General features: G+C 68.5%; 12 protein-coding genes. 6 read left to right on the top strand and 6 right to left on the bottom strand.

The window, feature by feature from the left end:
- Positions 1-32 precede the first annotated feature (32 nt).
- The 4 genes from HB724_RS09545 to HB724_RS09530 all read left to right on the top strand — a co-directional run bounded on the left by HB724_RS09545 (position 33) and on the right by HB724_RS09530 (position 5156).
- The gene (locus HB724_RS09545) at positions 33-2294 is read left to right on the top strand and encodes a PBP1A family penicillin-binding protein (protein ID WP_213980696.1); all 2262 of its coding nucleotides are present in this window, start codon (positions 33-35) and stop codon (positions 2292-2294) included.
- A gap of 122 nt (positions 2295-2416) precedes the next feature.
- A complete protein-coding gene (locus HB724_RS09540; RefSeq protein ID WP_256731425.1) occupies positions 2417-2953 on the top strand; it encodes a PEPxxWA-CTERM sorting domain-containing protein in 537 nt (178 codons plus the stop codon).
- Between the two features lie 126 nt (positions 2954-3079).
- Positions 3080-4084: a beta-eliminating lyase-related protein gene (locus tag HB724_RS09535; protein ID WP_213980694.1), complete on the top strand. Its 1005-nt coding sequence runs from the start codon at positions 3080-3082 to the stop codon at positions 4082-4084.
- Positions 4085-4244: 160 nt separating this feature from the next.
- The gene (locus tag HB724_RS09530) at positions 4245-5156 is read left to right on the top strand and encodes an EamA family transporter (RefSeq protein ID WP_213980693.1); all 912 of its coding nucleotides are present in this window, start codon (positions 4245-4247) and stop codon (positions 5154-5156) included.
- On the opposite strand, the gene HB724_RS09525 is transcribed toward HB724_RS09530, so the two are convergent.
- The 4 genes from HB724_RS09525 to HB724_RS09510 are packed head-to-tail and all read right to left on the bottom strand — an operon-like array spanning position 5066 to position 9615.
- Positions 5066-5890, bottom strand: a complete 825-nt coding sequence (locus tag HB724_RS09525; protein WP_213980692.1) for an NAD(P)-dependent oxidoreductase — start codon at positions 5888-5890, stop codon at positions 5066-5068. The two genes, HB724_RS09530 and HB724_RS09525, sit on opposite strands and share 91 nt — an antisense overlap.
- Positions 5891-6286, bottom strand: a complete 396-nt coding sequence (locus tag HB724_RS09520; RefSeq protein ID WP_213980691.1) for a DUF559 domain-containing protein — start codon at positions 6284-6286, stop codon at positions 5891-5893.
- Positions 6287-6346: 60 nt separating this feature from the next.
- Positions 6347-7954, bottom strand: coding sequence for a M28 family metallopeptidase (locus tag HB724_RS09515; RefSeq protein ID WP_213980690.1), 1608 nt, complete (start codon positions 7952-7954; stop codon positions 6347-6349).
- A gap of 11 nt (positions 7955-7965) precedes the next feature.
- Positions 7966-9615: a M28 family metallopeptidase gene (locus tag HB724_RS09510; protein WP_213980689.1), complete on the bottom strand. Its 1650-nt coding sequence runs from the start codon at positions 9613-9615 to the stop codon at positions 7966-7968.
- 119 nt (positions 9616-9734) lie between these two features.
- On the opposite strand from HB724_RS09510, the gene pepN reads away from it, so the two are divergent.
- A complete protein-coding gene (pepN, locus tag HB724_RS09505) occupies positions 9735-12323 on the top strand; it encodes an aminopeptidase N (RefSeq protein WP_213980688.1) in 2589 nt (862 codons plus the stop codon).
- Between the two features lie 45 nt (positions 12324-12368).
- On the opposite strand, the gene HB724_RS09500 is transcribed toward pepN, so the two are convergent.
- Positions 12369-13991: an alkaline phosphatase D family protein gene (locus HB724_RS09500; protein ID WP_213980687.1), complete on the bottom strand. Its 1623-nt coding sequence runs from the start codon at positions 13989-13991 to the stop codon at positions 12369-12371.
- Between the two features lie 266 nt (positions 13992-14257).
- Between HB724_RS09500 and HB724_RS09495 the strand changes: the two genes are divergently transcribed.
- Positions 14258-15811, top strand: coding sequence for a hypothetical protein (locus HB724_RS09495; RefSeq protein ID WP_256731424.1), 1554 nt, complete (start codon positions 14258-14260; stop codon positions 15809-15811).
- Here HB724_RS09495 and HB724_RS09490 read toward each other — a convergent pair.
- Positions 15745-16947, bottom strand: a complete 1203-nt coding sequence (locus HB724_RS09490; RefSeq protein ID WP_213980686.1) for a glycosyltransferase — start codon at positions 16945-16947, stop codon at positions 15745-15747. The genes HB724_RS09495 and HB724_RS09490 overlap by 67 nt on opposite strands.
- Positions 16948-16960 lie beyond the last annotated feature (13 nt).

Below are 16960 nucleotides of genomic sequence, written 5' to 3'. Positions count from 1 at the left end.
CCCATGAACACCCGGGAGCGCGTGCGCGGATAATGGCGAAGGACGAGGATCCTTTCGAACGGCGCTTTCCGCTGCGGCGCTCGGCCGAAGACGCGACGGCTCCGCCCGAGCCGCGGGCGCGCGAACGCGCCGGGCTGTGGAAGCCGCGTGCGGTGGAGGCGCCACCGGCGGTCGAGCTGGCGGGGGCGCTGCCGCCGATTGCGGAGGCACGCCCGGCGGTTTGTTCTCCGCCGCCCCCCTCACCGCCGCCTCTGCCTCCGGGCGGAGAGCCGGGGCCGGGCGATCCTGCGTCCGGCGTCCCGGCGCTGCCGCCGTCGCGCCGCCGCAACTGGCTGAAATGGGCGACGCGGGGCGCGGCGGCGCTGATCGTGCTGTTCATCGTCGCGGTGGGCTGGCTGGCGCTGACCGCGCCCCTCTCCAAGTCGCTGCGGCCGCCGGCGCCGCCCTCGATCACGCTGCTCGCCGAAGACGGCACGCCGATCGCACGGCGCGGTGCGGTGATCGGCGCGCCGGTGGATGCCACCAAGCTGCCCAAGCATGTGCGCGACGCCTTCGTCGCGATCGAGGACCGGCGCTTCTACGGCCATTGGGGCGTCGATCCGCGCGGAATCCTGCGTGCCTTCGTCCACAACGTGACGAGCTCGGGCGGATCGCAGGGCGGCAGCACGATCACCCAGCAGCTCGCCAAGAACGCCTTCCTCACCTCGAAGCGGACCTTCGGACGCAAGGCGCAGGAGGTGATGATCGCGTTCTGGCTGGAGGCGTGGCTCTCGAAGGACGAGATCCTCTCGCGCTATCTGTCGAACGTCTATTTCGGCGACAATGTCTACGGCCTGCGCGCCGCCGCACAGCATTATTTCAGCACCACGCCCGAGGATCTGACGGTGAGCCAGGCGACGCTGCTCGCTGGGCTGGTGCAGGCGCCGAGCCGGCTGGCGCCTACCGGCAATTTGAAGGGCGCGCGGGACCGGCAAAAGCTGGTGATCGGCGCGATGGAGGATGCCGGGTTCCTCGACAAGGCCGAGGCCGAGGATGTCCGCCCGGCGGTGCTGCATGTCAGCAGGACCAAGGAGCTGCCCAACGGCACCTATTTCGCCGACTGGGTGCTGCCCCAGGCGCGCGACCGCGCCGGTGGCGTGGCGACCGAGCAGACCGTGCGCACCACGCTCGACACGCGGCTCCAGCAGACCGCCGAGCGGGTGGTGCGCAGCGCCGGGCTGCGGGACTCGCAGATCGCGCTGGTGGCGATGCATCCGGACGGGCGCGTGGTCGCGATGGTGGGCGGCAAGAGCTATGCCGACAGCCCGTTCAACCGCGCCACCCAGGCGCGGCGCCAGCCGGGATCGACCTTCAAGCTGTTCGTCTATCTGGCGGCGCTGCGTTCCGGCATGACGCCCGACAGCATGATCGACGACGAACCCGTGACGATCGGCGACTGGAAGCCCGAGAACAGCGACGGCCGCTATGCCGGGCGGATCACGCTCCGCCAGGCCTTCGCCAAATCGAGCAACGTCGCCGCCGCCCGGCTGACGCACCAGCTCGGCGTGGCGCGCGTGACCAGGGCGGCGCGCGACCTGGGCATCTCGACGCCGATCGGCACCGATGCCTCGATCGCGCTGGGCACCTCGACCGTGTCGCTGCTCGAGCTGACTTCCGCCTATGCCGCGATCGCCAACGGCAGCTATCCGGTGCGCCCGACCGGCCTCGACAATGACGAAAATGCCGACGACTGGCTGGCGCGGCGGCTGGGCGGGGCGGCGCAGTTCCGTGGGCAGGAGCTGGAGGACATGCGCTCGCTGCTGGCGACGGTGGTCGAATCGGGCACGGGGCGCGGCGCGGCGCTGCCGATCCCGACCTTCGGCAAGACCGGCACGACGCAGGACAGCCGCGACGCGCTGTTCATCGGCTATGCCGGCGACCTGGTGGTGGGCGTGTGGCTGGGCAATGACGACAACACGCCCAATCCGGGGCTGGCGGGAGGCGGGCTGCCCGCGCGGATCTGGCGCGACTTCATGGTGCGGGCGATGAACCTCAGGCTGCCGCCGCCCCCGCCGGTGGAGGAACCGGCGGACAATGCGACGGACCTGGAGGACGTGCTCAACGGCGTCGGCGTGCATCTGGACGACGAAGGCGTGCGGGTCGACATCGACCGGCTGCGCGACGCGCTGCCCGGCGGCGACCAGCCCGACGAACCGGGCGACGAACCGCCGCCGCCGCGCATGGCCCCCGACGCGCCGCGCCGGCCGGGTCCGGACGGCGAATTCCGGCGATCGCGCCCTGGAGACGCACCATAGCGTCGATGGGCAGACCGTCCCATTCCGGCACTGAAGATGCTTAACGAATCGCTCCCCTGTCACGGATGAGTCCCATCCGGCCACTAGGCCGTTCTGGGAAAAATCTCAGACAGGGGAATAGCATGAAGAAGATTGCTTACACGATCGGGCTACTGGCGGCGGCCGTCTCGGCGAGCGGCGCGGACGCGACGCCGACTTCCCGGCAATACACGTTCACGGCGCACCTTCCTTCGGGCCCCACCCCGATTGTCACCGGCGGGTTCACCCTGCTCCAGGATCCCGCGACCCAGACCGCGTCGCTGCTCGACATCGACTTCACGATCGGCTCGACCGTTTACACCACCGCCAACGCGACCCTGGTTCCATGGGGCTCCGGCTCGCAGCTCTTCATGCTGTACGGCAACCTGAACGGATCATCGATCCGGGGCACGACCGAGGACTTCTGGCTGCACTTCAACCCCTTCGACGGCACGATGGCGGACCTCTATTATTCCCAGCAGGGCTATGCCGCGGTGCAGGCGATGGGAAGCGCCGTCACGCTGCAGGCCGTTCCGGAACCCGCGGCCTGGGGCATGATGATCCTCGGCTTCGGCCTGATCGGCGGCGTGCTGCGCCGCCGGGTGCGCGCGTCCGAAGTGCGATACACCCAGATCGCCTGAAGACTATACCGCCCGCAATGCCGCCGGCCCTGGTGCCGGCCCTGGTGCCGGCGGCATTGCGGGCAATTCTCGAAGTGCACGCCAACAGGCGTTGACGTCGGCGCGGCTGCCCGCAATGGCGTGACCATGCGCTTCTTCTCCGACAATGCCGCCCCGGTCTGCCCGCAAGTGATGCAGGCGCTCGCCGACGTGAACCAGCTCGACACCGCCTATGACGGCGATCGCTGGTCCAAATCGCTCGATGCGCGCTTCTCCGAATTGTTCGGGACCGAGGTGCGCGCGCTGTGGGTGCCCTCCGGCACTTCGGCCAATGCGCTGGCACTGGCGGCGCTCTGCCCCCCGCATGGCGGCGTGGTCTGCCACCGCGACGCGCATATCCAGAACGACGAATGCGGCGCGCCCGAATTCCACACCCACGGCGCCAAGCTGATGATCGGCGAGGGGCCGGGCGCGAAGCTGACGCCCGAGAGCATCCTGGCGGTGATCGACCTGATCGCCAACGACGTCCACCGCATCCAGCCGCACGCGATCTCGATCACCAACGCGACCGAATATGGGCTGGTCTATACCCCCGCCGAGGTGGCGGCGATCGGCGCGCTGGCGCGCGAGCGCGGGCTGGGGCTGCACATGGACGGGGCGCGCTTCGCCAATGCCGTGGCGCATCTCGGCTGCGCGTCCGCAGAGCTGACCTGGAAGGCGGGCGTCGACGTGCTGAGCTTCGGCTTCGTCAAGAACGGGGCGATGAGCGCCGAGGCGCTGATATTCTTCAAGCCGGAGCTGGCCGAATTGACGCTCTATCGCCGCAAGCGCGCGGGGCTGCTGCTTTCCAAGGGGCGCTATCTGGCGGCGCAGATCCTGGCGATGCTGGAAGGCGACCTGTGGCTCGCCAATGCGCGGGCGGCGAATGCCGGGGCCCGGCTGCTGGCCGAGGCGGCGGGCGCGGAACGGCTGCTCTATCCGGTCGAGGCGAACGAAGTGTTCCTGAAGGCGACGCCGGAGGAAGCCGCTTCCTTGCGCGCGCTTGGCTTCGACTTCTACGACTGGGCGCCGGGCGAAGTGCGGCTGGTGACGTCATGGGACCAGAGCGAGGATGCGATCCGGCCGCTGGCCGAGGCGATCCGGGGATTGTGAGGGATTGCCGTCCATTCCTCCCCGAGCTTGCTCGGGGAGGGGGACCGCGCCCGCAGGGCGTGGTGGAGGGGCCGCCGGCGCAGACGGCGGTGTTCCACCGCCACCCCTCCACCATGCTTCGCATGGTCCCCCTCCCCCAGACAAGCTGGGGGAGGATCTAGTGGACGCCACGCCCCGCTCCACCCGGCTTTCCGTGCTGATCCCGTTCGCGGTGGTGACGCTGATCTGGGGCTCGACCTGGCTGGTCATCAAGGACCAGCTCGCGGTGGTGCCGCCGAGCTGGTCGGTCTGCTACCGGTTCGCGGTGGGCGGCGTGGCGATGCTGGCCTGGGCGGCGGTGCGGCGGGACCGGCTGACGCTCGACCTGCGCGGCCTGCTGTTCGCGGCCGGGCTCGGGCTCGCGCAGTTCGTGTTCAACTTCAACTTCGTCTATCGCGCCGAGCAGCACATCACCTCGGGCGTGGTGGCGGTGGTCTATGCGCTGCTGCTGGTGCCGAACGCGCTGCTGGCGCGGGTCTTCCTCGGCCAGTTGATGGGGCGGCAATTGCTGATCGGATCGGCGGTGGCGATGGCGGGCGTGGCGCTGCTGTTCGTCCATGAGGCGCGGCTGAGCCCGGTGGGGCCGCACGAGGCGCTGATCGGCATCGGCATCGCGCTGGCCGGCGTGCTCTCCGCCTCGATCGCCAATGTGATGCAGGCGACGCGGATCGCCAGGAACTATCCGATGTCGACGATGCTCGGCTGGGCGATGCTGATCGGATCGGCGCTGGATGCGGCCTTCGCCTTCGTCACGGTGGGGGGGCCGGTGATCGAGACGCGGGGCGGCTATATTGCCGGGCTGGCCTATCTGGGGGTGATCGGGTCCGCGATCACCTTCAGCATCTATTTCCGGCTGATCCGCACGATCGGACCGGCCAAGGCGGCCTATACCAGCGTGCTGATCCCGGTGATCGCGATGCTGCTGTCGACCGTGTTCGAGGGCTATCGCTGGTCGCTGCTGGCGGGGGCCGGCGCGGGGCTGGTGATGGCGGGGCTGGTGATTGCGCTCAAGGCGCGCAGGCCCAACCGGTAATCCGGATAGCGCGGGCGCCAGCCGAGGACGCGCTTCGCCTTCCCGTTCGCGATGCGGCGGTTCTCGGAATAGAAGGCGCGGGCCTGGGGGGTGAGGCTGGCGGATTCCAGCGGGACTTCGGGGGGCGGCGCGGTGCCGAGCAGCGCGGCGGCATAGGCGAGGACGTCGCTTTGCGGGGCGGGCGCGTCGTCGGCGAGGTTGTAGGCGCCGGGCGGGCCGTCGAAGCCGGCGATCACGCCCTCGACGATGTCGTCGACATGGATGCGGCTGAACACCTGGCCCGGGGCGGCTACGCGGGTTGCGGTGCCTTGCGCCACGCGATCAAGCGCCGAGCGGCCGGGGCCGTAGATGCCGGGCAGGCGGAAGGTGCGGGCGTTGAGGAGCTTGCCCCATGCCGCGTCGGCGGCGAGGCGCGGACCGCGGCGGCCGGCGAGCGGGGCGCTCTCATCGGCCCAGGCGCCGCCGGTATCGCCATAGACGCCGGTGGAGGAGAGATAGCCGAGCCAGGCGGTGCCGGCGGCGATCTCGATGCCATAGGCGGCCAGGACGGGATCGCCCTCAACATCGGGCGGGACCGAGGAGAGGATGTGGGTGGCGTGGGCGATCTCGAACGCCGCGCGGCTGCGATCCGCGAAGTCTTCGCGGGTGACGGTGGCGATCCGCCAGCCGCGCGGCTCCAGCCGGGCGATCAGGCGGGACGCGGTGTAGCCGGGGCCGAAGATCAGGAGGCGCACTTAGCCCTCTCCCGCTTGCGGGAGAGGGTTGGGTGAGGGTGAGTCGTGGAAAGCTGGGAGATACGCCAGTTTGGCGCTGATCGCTTCCAGCACGCCATCGAGATTCTCGATAGCGTCGGAGTTCCAGAAGCGCTGGATATGATAGCCTTCGCTCTCAAGGAAATCTGTCCGTCGGCGGTCAACGCCTTCGTTATGCTGGCTGCCGTCCAGTTCAACGACCAGCCGCTTCTCGGCGCAGAGGAAATCCACGACATAGGGCCCGATGCTGGCCTGGAAGCGGAATTTGTAGCCGTCGAGTTGCCGGTTGCGGAGCGCGGCCCAGAGCTTTCGTTCGACATCCGTTGCCTCACGTCTGAGGCGCCGCGCATTTGGGTTTGTGGGGCGTATCTTCGGCACCTGTATTTGCCTCCCGCTCACACCCTCACCCAACCCTCTCCCGCAAGCGGGAGAGGGCTTTTACTCCGCCCCATAGCCCCCGAACAGCACGCCGAAGAAGTCGCCCTTGTTCCAGCGCGGGCGCTCGTCCGCGTTGGCCAGTGCCAGCGCCGTCGCCAGGCCGACATGCTTGAACTTGGCGGCGGAGTTCCAGTCGAACGGCAGGTCGATCTGGTCCGAGGGCTTGTGGTAATTGTTGTCGAGGAACAGCTTCTGCGCCGCCGCGCCCGCGCCGCCCGGGCCGGTGTCGATCGAGACCGCCGGGATGCCCGACTGCACGAAGCTGTAATGGTCCGAGCGGACGAAGAACATCTCCTCGGGCGCGGGATCGGGGACGACCTTCAGCCCCTCCGCCGCCGCGGCGGCGACCACCGCCGGGCCGATGCTCGACCGCTCGCCGCCGAGCACCACCAGATCCTCCAGCGGATAGGTGAGGATCGGCATGTCGAGATTGATGTCGGCAACCAGCGAGTCCTTCGGCACCGTGGGGTTGTGGCCGAAATAGTCGGAGCCGATCAGGCCCTTTTCCTCGGAAGTGAGCGCCATGATGAGGATCGAGCGGCGGGGCCTTTGCGGCATCGCCTGGATCGAGCGGGCGACCTCCAGGATCATCGAGATGCCGACCGCATTGTCCATCGCGCCGTTATAGATGCGGTCGCCGTTCACGGGATCGCCGACGCCGACATGATCGAGATGCGCGGAGAGCACGACATATTGGCTCTTGAGCGCCGGATCGGAGCCCTCGATCATGCCGATGACGTTGCTGGTCTCGACGGTGCGCACGCGGGTCTTGCTGGCGGTGGCGAGCGTGCCGGGCAGCGCGCCCGTGGGCATCCGGCCGCCCTTGCGCTCGGCGGCGAGCACGTCCGTCCATTTGATCTTCGCGCCCTCGAACAATTTGGCCGCGCCGACCTGGCTGACATAGCCGACCACCGGCGCGCCGGGCGCGGGGATGTGCGCGACGCCGTCCGGGCTGGCCCAAGTGTTGCGCTGATAGTCGTAATAGGGGACGATCGCCTCGAACGCATATTGCTCGCGCCGCTCGGCGGATTCGAGGATGACGACGGCCTTGGCACCGCGCGCTTCGGCAAGGCGGGCCTTCTGGTGGTCGTCGCCGAAATGGGCCTCGACTTCGTTGGGCAGGCCCTGCGGCGTGCCGGGCAGGAGCGCGACGATCTTCCCCTTGACGTCCAGGCCCTTGTAATCGTCGCGCTGGCCTTCCGGATAGACGATCCCGTAGCCGGCGAAGACGACCCCGCCCTGGGCCGCGAAATCGGGGCTGCTGGGCACCGGCCCGTTGACGAAATCGATGCCGAACTGGAACGGCACCGCCGCCGTGCCACGCGTCAGCGTCCAGGCCGCCTTTTCGGCCGGGCGGAAGGTGACGAGCTGGACCGGCTGGAACCAGCCGCCCTTCGCGCCCGCCGGCTTGAGGCCCATCCCCTCCATCTGCGCCGCGACATATTCGGCCGCGACGTCGAAGTCGCGCGTGCCCGCCTCACGCCCCCGGAGCGCGTCCGAGGCGAGGAACTGGACATGGCTCTTGAGCGCCGCCTGCTCGGGCGGGAGCGTCTGCGCCGCGGCGGGAGCGGCGAGCAGCAGCAGGGGGAGGAGCAGCGAGCGCAGCATCGGGGGAACCCTTATTTGGCGCCGGGACCGTCGAACTGGAGCCCGAAGAAATCGCCCTTGTTCCACAGCGGCCGCTGGTCGCCGTCGGCGATCGCGCGGGCGATGCGATAGTTGACGTCGACGAAGCGCACGCCCGATTCCCAGTCGATCGCCGGCTGCTGGTCGATCTGGTCGGACGGCTGGTGATAATGGTTCTTCATGAAGTCATCGATCGCCGCGCGGCCCGGGCCGCCCGCGCCCGGCCACAGGAAGACCGAGGGCACGCCCTGCTTGACGAAGTTGTAGTGATCCGAGCGGACGAAGATGTTCTCGCCCGGCAGCGGATCGTCGGACATCTTCACGCCGATCTCGGCCGCGGCCTTGGCGGCGATCGGGCCGAGCGTCGAATGCTCGGCGCCGTACACGACGATATCCTCGAACTTGTAGGTGATGATCGGCATGTCGAGATTGACGTCGGCGACGATCGATCCCTTGGGCACGGTCAGGTGATGGGCGTAATAGTCGGAGCCGAGCAGGCCCTTCTCCTCGGCGGTGACCGCCAGGAACAGGATCGAGCGGCGCGGCTTCGTCCCCGCCGCCTTGAAGCGCTTGGCCTCCTCGATCAGCGAGGCGATGCCGACCGCATCGTCGAGCGCGCCGTTGTTGATCGTGTCGCCATTCTTGTCGGGCCGGCCGACGCCGATATGATCGAGATGGCCGGAGAGCACGACCACTTCCTTGGACAGCGTGGGATCGCTGCCGGGGAGCAGGCCGACGACGTTGTAGCTGGTGACCGGCGTCAGCGCGGTCTTCACGGTGAAGGTGAGCGTGCCCGGCAGCGCCACCGGCTTGAAGGTCGCACCATCGACCTCGGCCTGCTTCCGGATCGTCGCCCAGGGGGTCTTGGCGCCTTCGAACAGCTTGGCGGCGCCGGCTAGGCTCAGATTGCCCAGGCCCGGCGTAGACGGCGTGGCGATATGGCCGGTACCGTCCGCCTCGCCCCAGGTGAAGCGCGGGCGCGACGCAAGCGCGGCCATCGCCGCGAACGGACGCCTGGTCGGGATCGGCGATTCGAGAACGATATAGCCGACCGCGCCGCGCTTCATCGCGATCTCGCCCTTGGCGGCGGGGCTGGAGAAATGCGCGCCCTCCTCGCTCGGGAAGCTCTTGGGCGCGCCGCCGAAAAAGGCGACGACCTTGCCCTTCACCTCGGCGCCCCTGTAGTCGTCGCGGCCCAGCCCGACGATGCCGTAGCCGACGAACACGACCGGCGCGGTGAGAGTGTAGCTGGGCTTCGCCGGATTGGCGCCGGGGATATAGTCCTCGCCATAGACCAGGCTGACGGTCGCGCCCTTGCGCGCGATCGCCATGCTGCCCTGGCCGTCGAGCTTGTAGCTGACCAGCGGCACCTTCTGGAGATAGGCGCCGTCATCGCCCGCGGGCTTCAGGCCGGCCGCATAGAATTGCGAAGCGACATATTGCGCGGCGATATCGAATTCGTGGCTGCCCGCCTCGCGGCCCTGCATCGCGTCCGAGGCGAGGAACATGATGTGGCTCTTGAGCGCGGCCTGGTCGGCGGGAAGCTCGGCATTGACGACCGCGTTCTTCTCGGCTGCGGTCTGGGCCAGGGCCGGCCCGGCCAGAACGACGGCGAGTGCGAGCGGCGCGGTCAATCGAAGCATGGATACCCCCCAATAGTGGATTTGCCGCATCGGTAGCACTCCGCAACCGGCGCGCAAGCCGACAGATTTGTTTGCGGGGTTTGTTGTGGGCGGGGGCGGGCTCCTATATCGGCCTGATGATGGCAGACGTTCGAACCGCAACCCAGGCGCCCCATGTCACGCGGCGCGAGGATTATCGCGAACCCGATTGGCGCGTCCCGGAGATCGTGCTCGACTTCGATCTCGATCCCGCAAGCACGCGGGTCTCGGCGACCCTGTGGGTGGAGCGGAACGGAACGCATGATCGCCCGCTGCGGCTGAACGGCGACGGCCTGACCCCGGCGGCGGTGCGGATCGACGGCGCCGCGGCGAGCGGCTGGACGATGGACGGCGCGGACCTGGTGATCCCGCTGACCGGCGCCGCGCACAAGATCGAGACCGAAGTGGTGATCGCGCCCGAGCGCAACACCCAGCTCCAGGGGCTCTATGCCTCTTCGGGCATGCTCTGCACCCAGTGCGAGGCGGAGGGTTTCCGCCGCATCACCTTCTTCCCCGATCGGCCCGACGTGCTGAGCCGCTACAAGGTGAAGATGACCGCCGACAAGGCGCGCTTCCCGGTGCTGCTGGCGAACGGCGATCCGATCGCGCAGGGCGATGCCGAAGGCGGGCGCCACTGGGCCGAATGGCACGATCCCTTCCCCAAGCCGAGCTATCTGTTCGCGATGGTGGCGGGCGACCTGGTCGCCAATCGCGGCAGCTTCACCACCATGAGCGGGCGCGAGGTGCAGCTCGGCATCTGGGTGCGCGAGCCCGATCTCGCCAAGACCGACCATGCGCTGCACGCGCTGAAGCTCGCCATGGCCTGGGACGAAAAGACCTATGGCCGCGAATACGACCTCGACGTGTTCAACATCGTCGCGGTGGACGACTTCAACTTCGGCGCGATGGAGAACAAGGGGCTCAACGTCTTCAATTCGCGCTACATCCTGGCCGATCCGGATACCGCGACCGATTATGATTACGACGCGATCGCGGCGGTGGTGGCGCATGAATATTTCCACAACTGGTCGGGCAATCGCGTCACCTGCCGCGACTGGTTCCAGCTCTCGCTGAAAGAGGGCTTCACCGTCTTTCGCGACCAGAGCTTCTCGGCCGATCAGGGCAGCGCCGCGGTCAAGCGGATCGAGGATGTGCGCGGCCTGCGCGCCAGCCAGTTCCCCGAGGATGCGGGGCCGCTCGCGCATCCGGTGCGCCCCGACGAATATATCGAGATCAGCAACTTCTACACCGCGACCATCTACAACAAGGGCGCCGAAGTCATCCGCATGATGGCGACGATCCTGGGGCGCGAGAAATTCCGCCGCGCGACCGACCTGTATTTCGATCGGTTCGACGGGACGGCCGCGACCTGCGAGGATTTCGTCAAGTCGATGGAGGAAGGCGGCGGCGTCGACCTCGCCCAGTTCCGCCGCTGGTACAGCCAGGCCGGCACGCCGCGCGTCTCCGCGACGCTGGCGCGCGAAGGGGGCCGCGCGCGGCTGACCTTGCGCCAGAGCGTGCCCGCGACGCCCGGCCAGCCCGAGAAGCAGCCGATGGTGCTGCCGCTCAAGCTCAAGCTGTTCGGCGAATATACCGGCCGATCGCTGTGCGAGGAGCAGCTCGTGCTGCTGAAGGATCCGGTGCAGGAGGTCGTGTTCGAGAATTTGACCGAGATGCCGGTGCTCTCGATCAATCGCGGCTTCTCGGCGCCGATCATCATCGACACCAATCGGACGCCCAAGGATCTGGCGTTCCTCTCGGCGCATGACGACGATCCGTTCGCGCGCTACGAGGCGATGCAGCAATTGATGCTCGACACGCTGGTCGCGGCAGTGGCCAGCGGCAAGGGCGAGCATGACGCGGTGATCGACGCGGTGCGCGGCACGCTGACCGATCCGAACCTCGATCGCGCCTTCATCGCCGAGGCGGTGCTGCTGCCGTCGGACAGCTTCATCGGCGACCAGATGGCGGTGGTCGAGCCCGAGGCGATCTTCCACGCCCGCGAGGCGCTGCGCCGCGATCTCGGCACCGCGCTGGAGGGCGAATGGCGCGCGGCCTATGAGGCGGTGCGCGCGAACCGCTTCGAATATTCGCCGGCGGGCAAGGGCGCGCGGCGGCTGAAGACCGTCGCGCTCGGCTATATCGCGGCGACGGACGCGGCCGATGCCGCCGAGCTGGCGTTCGGCCAGTTCGAAGGCGCCGACAACATGACCGACCGCCAGGGCGCGCTGACCACGCTCGCGAGCGGCACCTCGCCCTTGCGCGAAAAGGCGCTGGAAGCGTTCTACCAGCGCTATGCCGGCAACGGGCTGGTGCTCGACAAATGGTTCCAGACCCAGGCGCTGTCGAGCCGCGACGATACCGCGGAGATGGTGGAGAAGCTGGTTTCCCATCCCGACTTCACCCTCGCCAACCCGAACCGGGCGCGGGCGCTGATCGGTGCGTTCAGCGTCAACCAGCGGGCGTTCCATGATATTTCGGGGCGCGGCTATCGCTTCGTCGCGGACCAGCTCATCGCGCTCGACAAGCTCAACCCGCAGACCGCGGCCAAGCTGGTGCCGCCGCTGGGGCGCTGGAAGCGCTTCGATGCGGCGCGGGCGGCCAGGATGCGGGCCGAGCTGGAGCGGATCGTGGCGACGCCGGGGTTGAGCAAGGATATGTTCGAGCAGGCGAGCAAGTCGCTGGATTGAGGCTGCTTAAGCCCCTCCCCTGAAGGGGAGGGGCTTTTTTGAGGATCACCCCATCACGTTCCGGCCGCGGATCACCGTCGCGGTGTGGCCCACGCTGGCCTTGGTCGAGCGCTGGAGCACCGTGTCCATGAAGATCCAGTCGTTGCTCACCCGATCGGGCGTGAGCGTCAGCGCCATATAGCCGCGGCGGCTGGTGTCGCACCATTTGAGCTCGGGATTGGCCTTTACCAGCGCGGCGGCGACCGTCTTGGGATCGGTGCCGATCGAGCCTTCATAGCCCGGCGAGGTGACGCTGTGGCCGGCGAACTCGACGCCGGCGGGCTTGCCGTCCTGGCCGAGATCGAACGCCCAGCCATTGTGGCTGTCGCCGCAGATCACCACCAGGTTCGCGCCCATCGACTGGGACGATTTGAGGAAGCGCGCGCGGGCGGCGGGATAGCCGCCCCAATTGTCGAAGTTCATCGGCAGGCCAAGCTTGCCCGCCGTCACGCCCGCCGCGACATAGTCCCTGGCGCGCTGCGGCGCGTCGGGCTTGAGCCATGAGATCGCCTCGGGCGGGGCCACCGTATTGCCCATGATCGTGCCGAAGCCGACCACCTGCCAGCGCTGCCCGGCCTTGACCGATTTGCGCATGACGTGATCGAGCCAGACCTCCTGCTCGCTGCCGAGCATCGTCGCGGCGGGATCCTGCCAGACGCCGTCGCGGAAGGCGGCGAGCGCCTTGGCGGGATCGGCTTCCTTGAACAAAGGCGCGATGTCGGGCTGCTCGGTGCGGGCGAGCAGCCGGCTCTCGGTGCGGAACAGTGTCGCCAGCGTGCCGATGTCATAGGTGCCCCAAGGGCTTTCGGAGACCGGCATCCATTCGCGGAACACCTGCATCGCCGCGGCCTTGCGCGCGTCCCAATCGCCTTCAGTATCGGGCTGGTGGTTCTCGGCGCCGCCTTCCCAGCTGTCGTTGGCGCTTTCGTGGTCGTCCCACTGGACGAGCATCGGCTTGGCGGCATGGAGCGCCTGGAGATCGGGATCGGCGCGATAGCTGGCATAGCGCAGGCGATAGTCCGCGAGATGGATCATCTCGCCCGCCGGCTCGGGCCAGCGGCCGCCGACCGGGCCGCCTTCGGGCGCATAGCCGCCCTTGGCATATTCATAGAGATAATCGCCGAGATGGACCCAGAGATCGATATCGTCGCGCACCGCGGCATGGCCATAGGCGTTGAACCAGCCGAACGGCATGTTGGTGCACGAGAAGATCGCGATGCCGAAGCGGGCGGCGTCGCCCTCGGGCAGCGTCTTCGTCCTGCCGGTGGGCGAGAAGCTGCCGTCGGGTGCGACGAAGCGGTAGAAATAGCGCGTGCCGGGCTTGAGGCCCGCGACGGTGATCTTGCTGGTGTGGTCGCGCCACGGGCCGGTGATCGCCTCGCCGCCCGAGACGATCCGGGCGAAATCCGCCGTCTCGGAGATTTCCGCCTTGAGCTTCACCGCGCCGCCGCCCGTGGGGACATAGCGCGTCCAGAGCAGCATCGTATCGGGGCCGGGCTCGCCCGAGGCGACCGAATGGGTGAAGCCCTGCTGGGCGACCTGCGCCAGCGCGAAGCCGGGGATGGCGAGCGCGCCGATGCCCAGCGTGCCGGTGACGAGAAGCGAGCGGCGGTCGATACGAAGCGTCATTGGGGCACTCTCCCTGATCCGCCGGCTGCTTGCGCCCGCTAAATTGCGGGTTCGTGACAGCGCCGGAATGGCAGGCTAAGACAGGCGCCAAGTCGCCTCCAACGCAGCCGGAAAGCCATGCGCGCCTGCCCTTCATCGCCTTTCCCGGCAGGCCCGCGGCCCTTCGTCGCAACATTGGCGTCATCGAACGAAAATAGCGAAGATGCGATTGCCCGGCCGGGCAATAACGCGCTCTATACCTTCTTCCTCCTTCCCGAACGGACCTGATGGCCTCCAAGCCCGAAGCGCTGGGCATTTTCCCAGCCCGCCTGCCGAGCATGACCGGCGTGATCGCCGCGCTGCCGCGCTGGTGGATCCTGTTGTTCGCCGCGGTGTGCGTGCGCGCGCTGACCTTCGGCAACCCGGTCGTCGATGTCGACGAGCAATTCTATTTTCTCACCGCCCAGCGGATGCTGGAGGGCGCACTGCCCTATGTCGACATCTGGGATCGCAAGCCGGTCGGGCTGTTCCTGCTCTATGCGCCGGCAGCGGCGCTGGGCACGCCCTGGGGCATCCTGGGCTATCAGATGATGGCGCTGGCGAGCGTGGTGCTGACCGCGATGGGCATCGCCCGGCTGGCCGAGCGCGCCGGCTGGGAGCGCGGCGCGCTGGTGGCGGCCCTGCTCTATATCTTCGTCATCAACTTCGCCGATGGACAGGGCGGGCAGGCGCCGGTCTTCTACAATCTGGCGACGATCACCGCGATGGGCCTGGCCCTGCCCCGCGCCGGCGATACGCGCGGCGACCATCGCCGGATCGGGCGCGGCATGCTGGCGATGCTGCTGATCGGCATCGCGCTCCAGATCAAATATTCGGTGGTGTTCGAGGGGCTGTTCCTGGGCCTGTGGCTGATGTGGCGCGAATGGCGGCTGAGCGCTTCGCTGGCGCATGTCGCGAAGCGCGGCGCGGGCTATGCCGGCATGGCGATGCTGCCGACGCTGATCGCGGGCGGCGCCTATTACGCGATCGGCCATGGCGACGCCTGGGCCTATGCCAATTTCGGCTCGATCTTCGAGCGGCGGAGCGATCCGCCGCTGGTGCTGCTGGTGGCGTTCCTGAAGCTGGCGCTGATGCTGACGCCGCTGCTGATCGTCAGCGCGCTTTCCCGCCGCATGCCCGTGGACGACGCGGCCGAGCGTCCGGTGCGCGCGCTGTATTTCGGCTGGCTGATCGCGGCGGTGGTGGGGCTGATCGCCTTCGGCACCTGGTTCAGCCATTATGCGCTGCCGGTGATGCTGCCGGCGAGCCTGTGCTGCGCCGGTTTCCTGGGCGGGCACCCGACCGGGCGCAGGATCGTCGCGCCGCTGCTGCTGATCGTGGCGGCGCTCGGCGGCGAGTTCACCGTATGGAGCGCCTATCGCCATCGCGGCGACGCCGAGGAGCTGGAGACGCTGGCGCGCGCCATCGGACACGGCCCCGGCTGCCTCTATATGCATTCGGGCGTCTCGATCCCGTACAGCTACACCGATCGCTGCGCGCTCTCGCCCTGGGTCTATCCCAGCCATTTGTCGCGCGAGCGCGAGAACGGCGCGGTGGGCGTCGACCAGCTTGCCGAGGTCCGGCGGATCTTCACGCGGCGCCCGGCGATCGTGGCGATGCGCCCTGCCTATTCCGGCGAGCGGCTGGCGGTGCGCACGCTGGTGATGCGGCTGCTGCGGCTGGGCGGCTATGCGCTGAAGGGGCGCTATCCGCTGGGCGACACGACGATCGCCGTCTATGCAGCGCCGGTCAGGGCCGTGGCGGCGCCCGCACCGCGCCTGGCGGTCAAGAGACCCTCGTAATAGGTCATCAGCTCGACCGCATGGTCGTAATCGCTGCGCACCTTGCCGGCGGCGACGCGCGCGGCGTGGCGCAGGATAGTGGGCTCGCGGGCGAACATGCGGCGGATCGCATCGGCCGCCGAATAGGCGTCGCGCGCGGCATAGGTCTCGGCGAAGAGCGGGTCGGCGATCTCGGCGAAACCGCCCTCGTCCGGCCCGATCAGCGGCAGGCCCGAGGCCAGCGCTTCGGAGGCGACCAGCCCGAACGGCTCGGCGTCCGATCCGTGGATCAGCGCGTCGCAACTCGCCATGATCCGCGACAGGCGGACGCGATCATAGACCGGGCGGAAGATGCGGATATGCGGGCTGCCGGCGATCCGCGCCTCCAGATGCCGGCGCTGGGTGCCGTCGCCGATCAGCATCAGCCCGACCGGCAGGTCGTTCGCCGCCGCCTCTACCGCGTCGATCACCAGCGGCCAGCGCTTTTCCTTGTGGTGGCGGCCGAGGCCGAGCAGCAGATGCCCCTCCGGCGGCAGGCCGAGCTGGGCGAGCATCGCGACACGGAGGTTCTCGTCGCGCAGATCAGGCGAGAACCAGCTCCGCTCGATCCCCAGCGGCATCGACGCATCGACATGCAGCCCGCGGCGGCGGAAGCGCTTGGCGAGCGCCGGGCCGTTGGTGACGAAGGCGTCGTACTTCGCCAGGAAATCGCCCATGTAGCGCGTGTACCAGGCAAAGGCGCGCTCGACCTGGCGCGGCGTCGAGACGCTGTCGAGCCAGCGCTGCGGATAGGCGCCGATATTGTCGTTGTGCGCGAAGAAGACCTTGAGCGCGTCGCCCTTCCAGCGGCCGACCGTCCAGGCCGGGCGCCAGGGCGAACTGGTCTCGACGATGTCGGGCTTGAGCCGGTCGAGCACGTCCCAGATCGGCTGGTCCTCGACGAAGATGCCGTAATTCCGGTCGAGGACCAGCGGCGGCGATTTCAGCCAGTGGATGCACCCGCCGCCCGGCCGCTCCTCGATCGAATTCTCGAGCGCGGGAGCGACGACGATCAGCTCATGGCCGAGATCGGCCATGATCCCCATCTTGCGATCGAGATAGGTGCGCACGCCGCCGCCGGTGGGCGAATAATATTCGTTGACGTCGACGATGCGCATGACTCGCGCCTCC

Origin of the sequence: Sphingomonas sp. dw_22 (assembly GCF_018449795.1) — a bacterium.
Lineage (GTDB): Bacteria > Pseudomonadota > Alphaproteobacteria > Sphingomonadales > Sphingomonadaceae > Sphingomonas.
This window is presented reverse-complemented; position numbering and strand designations above follow the sequence as displayed.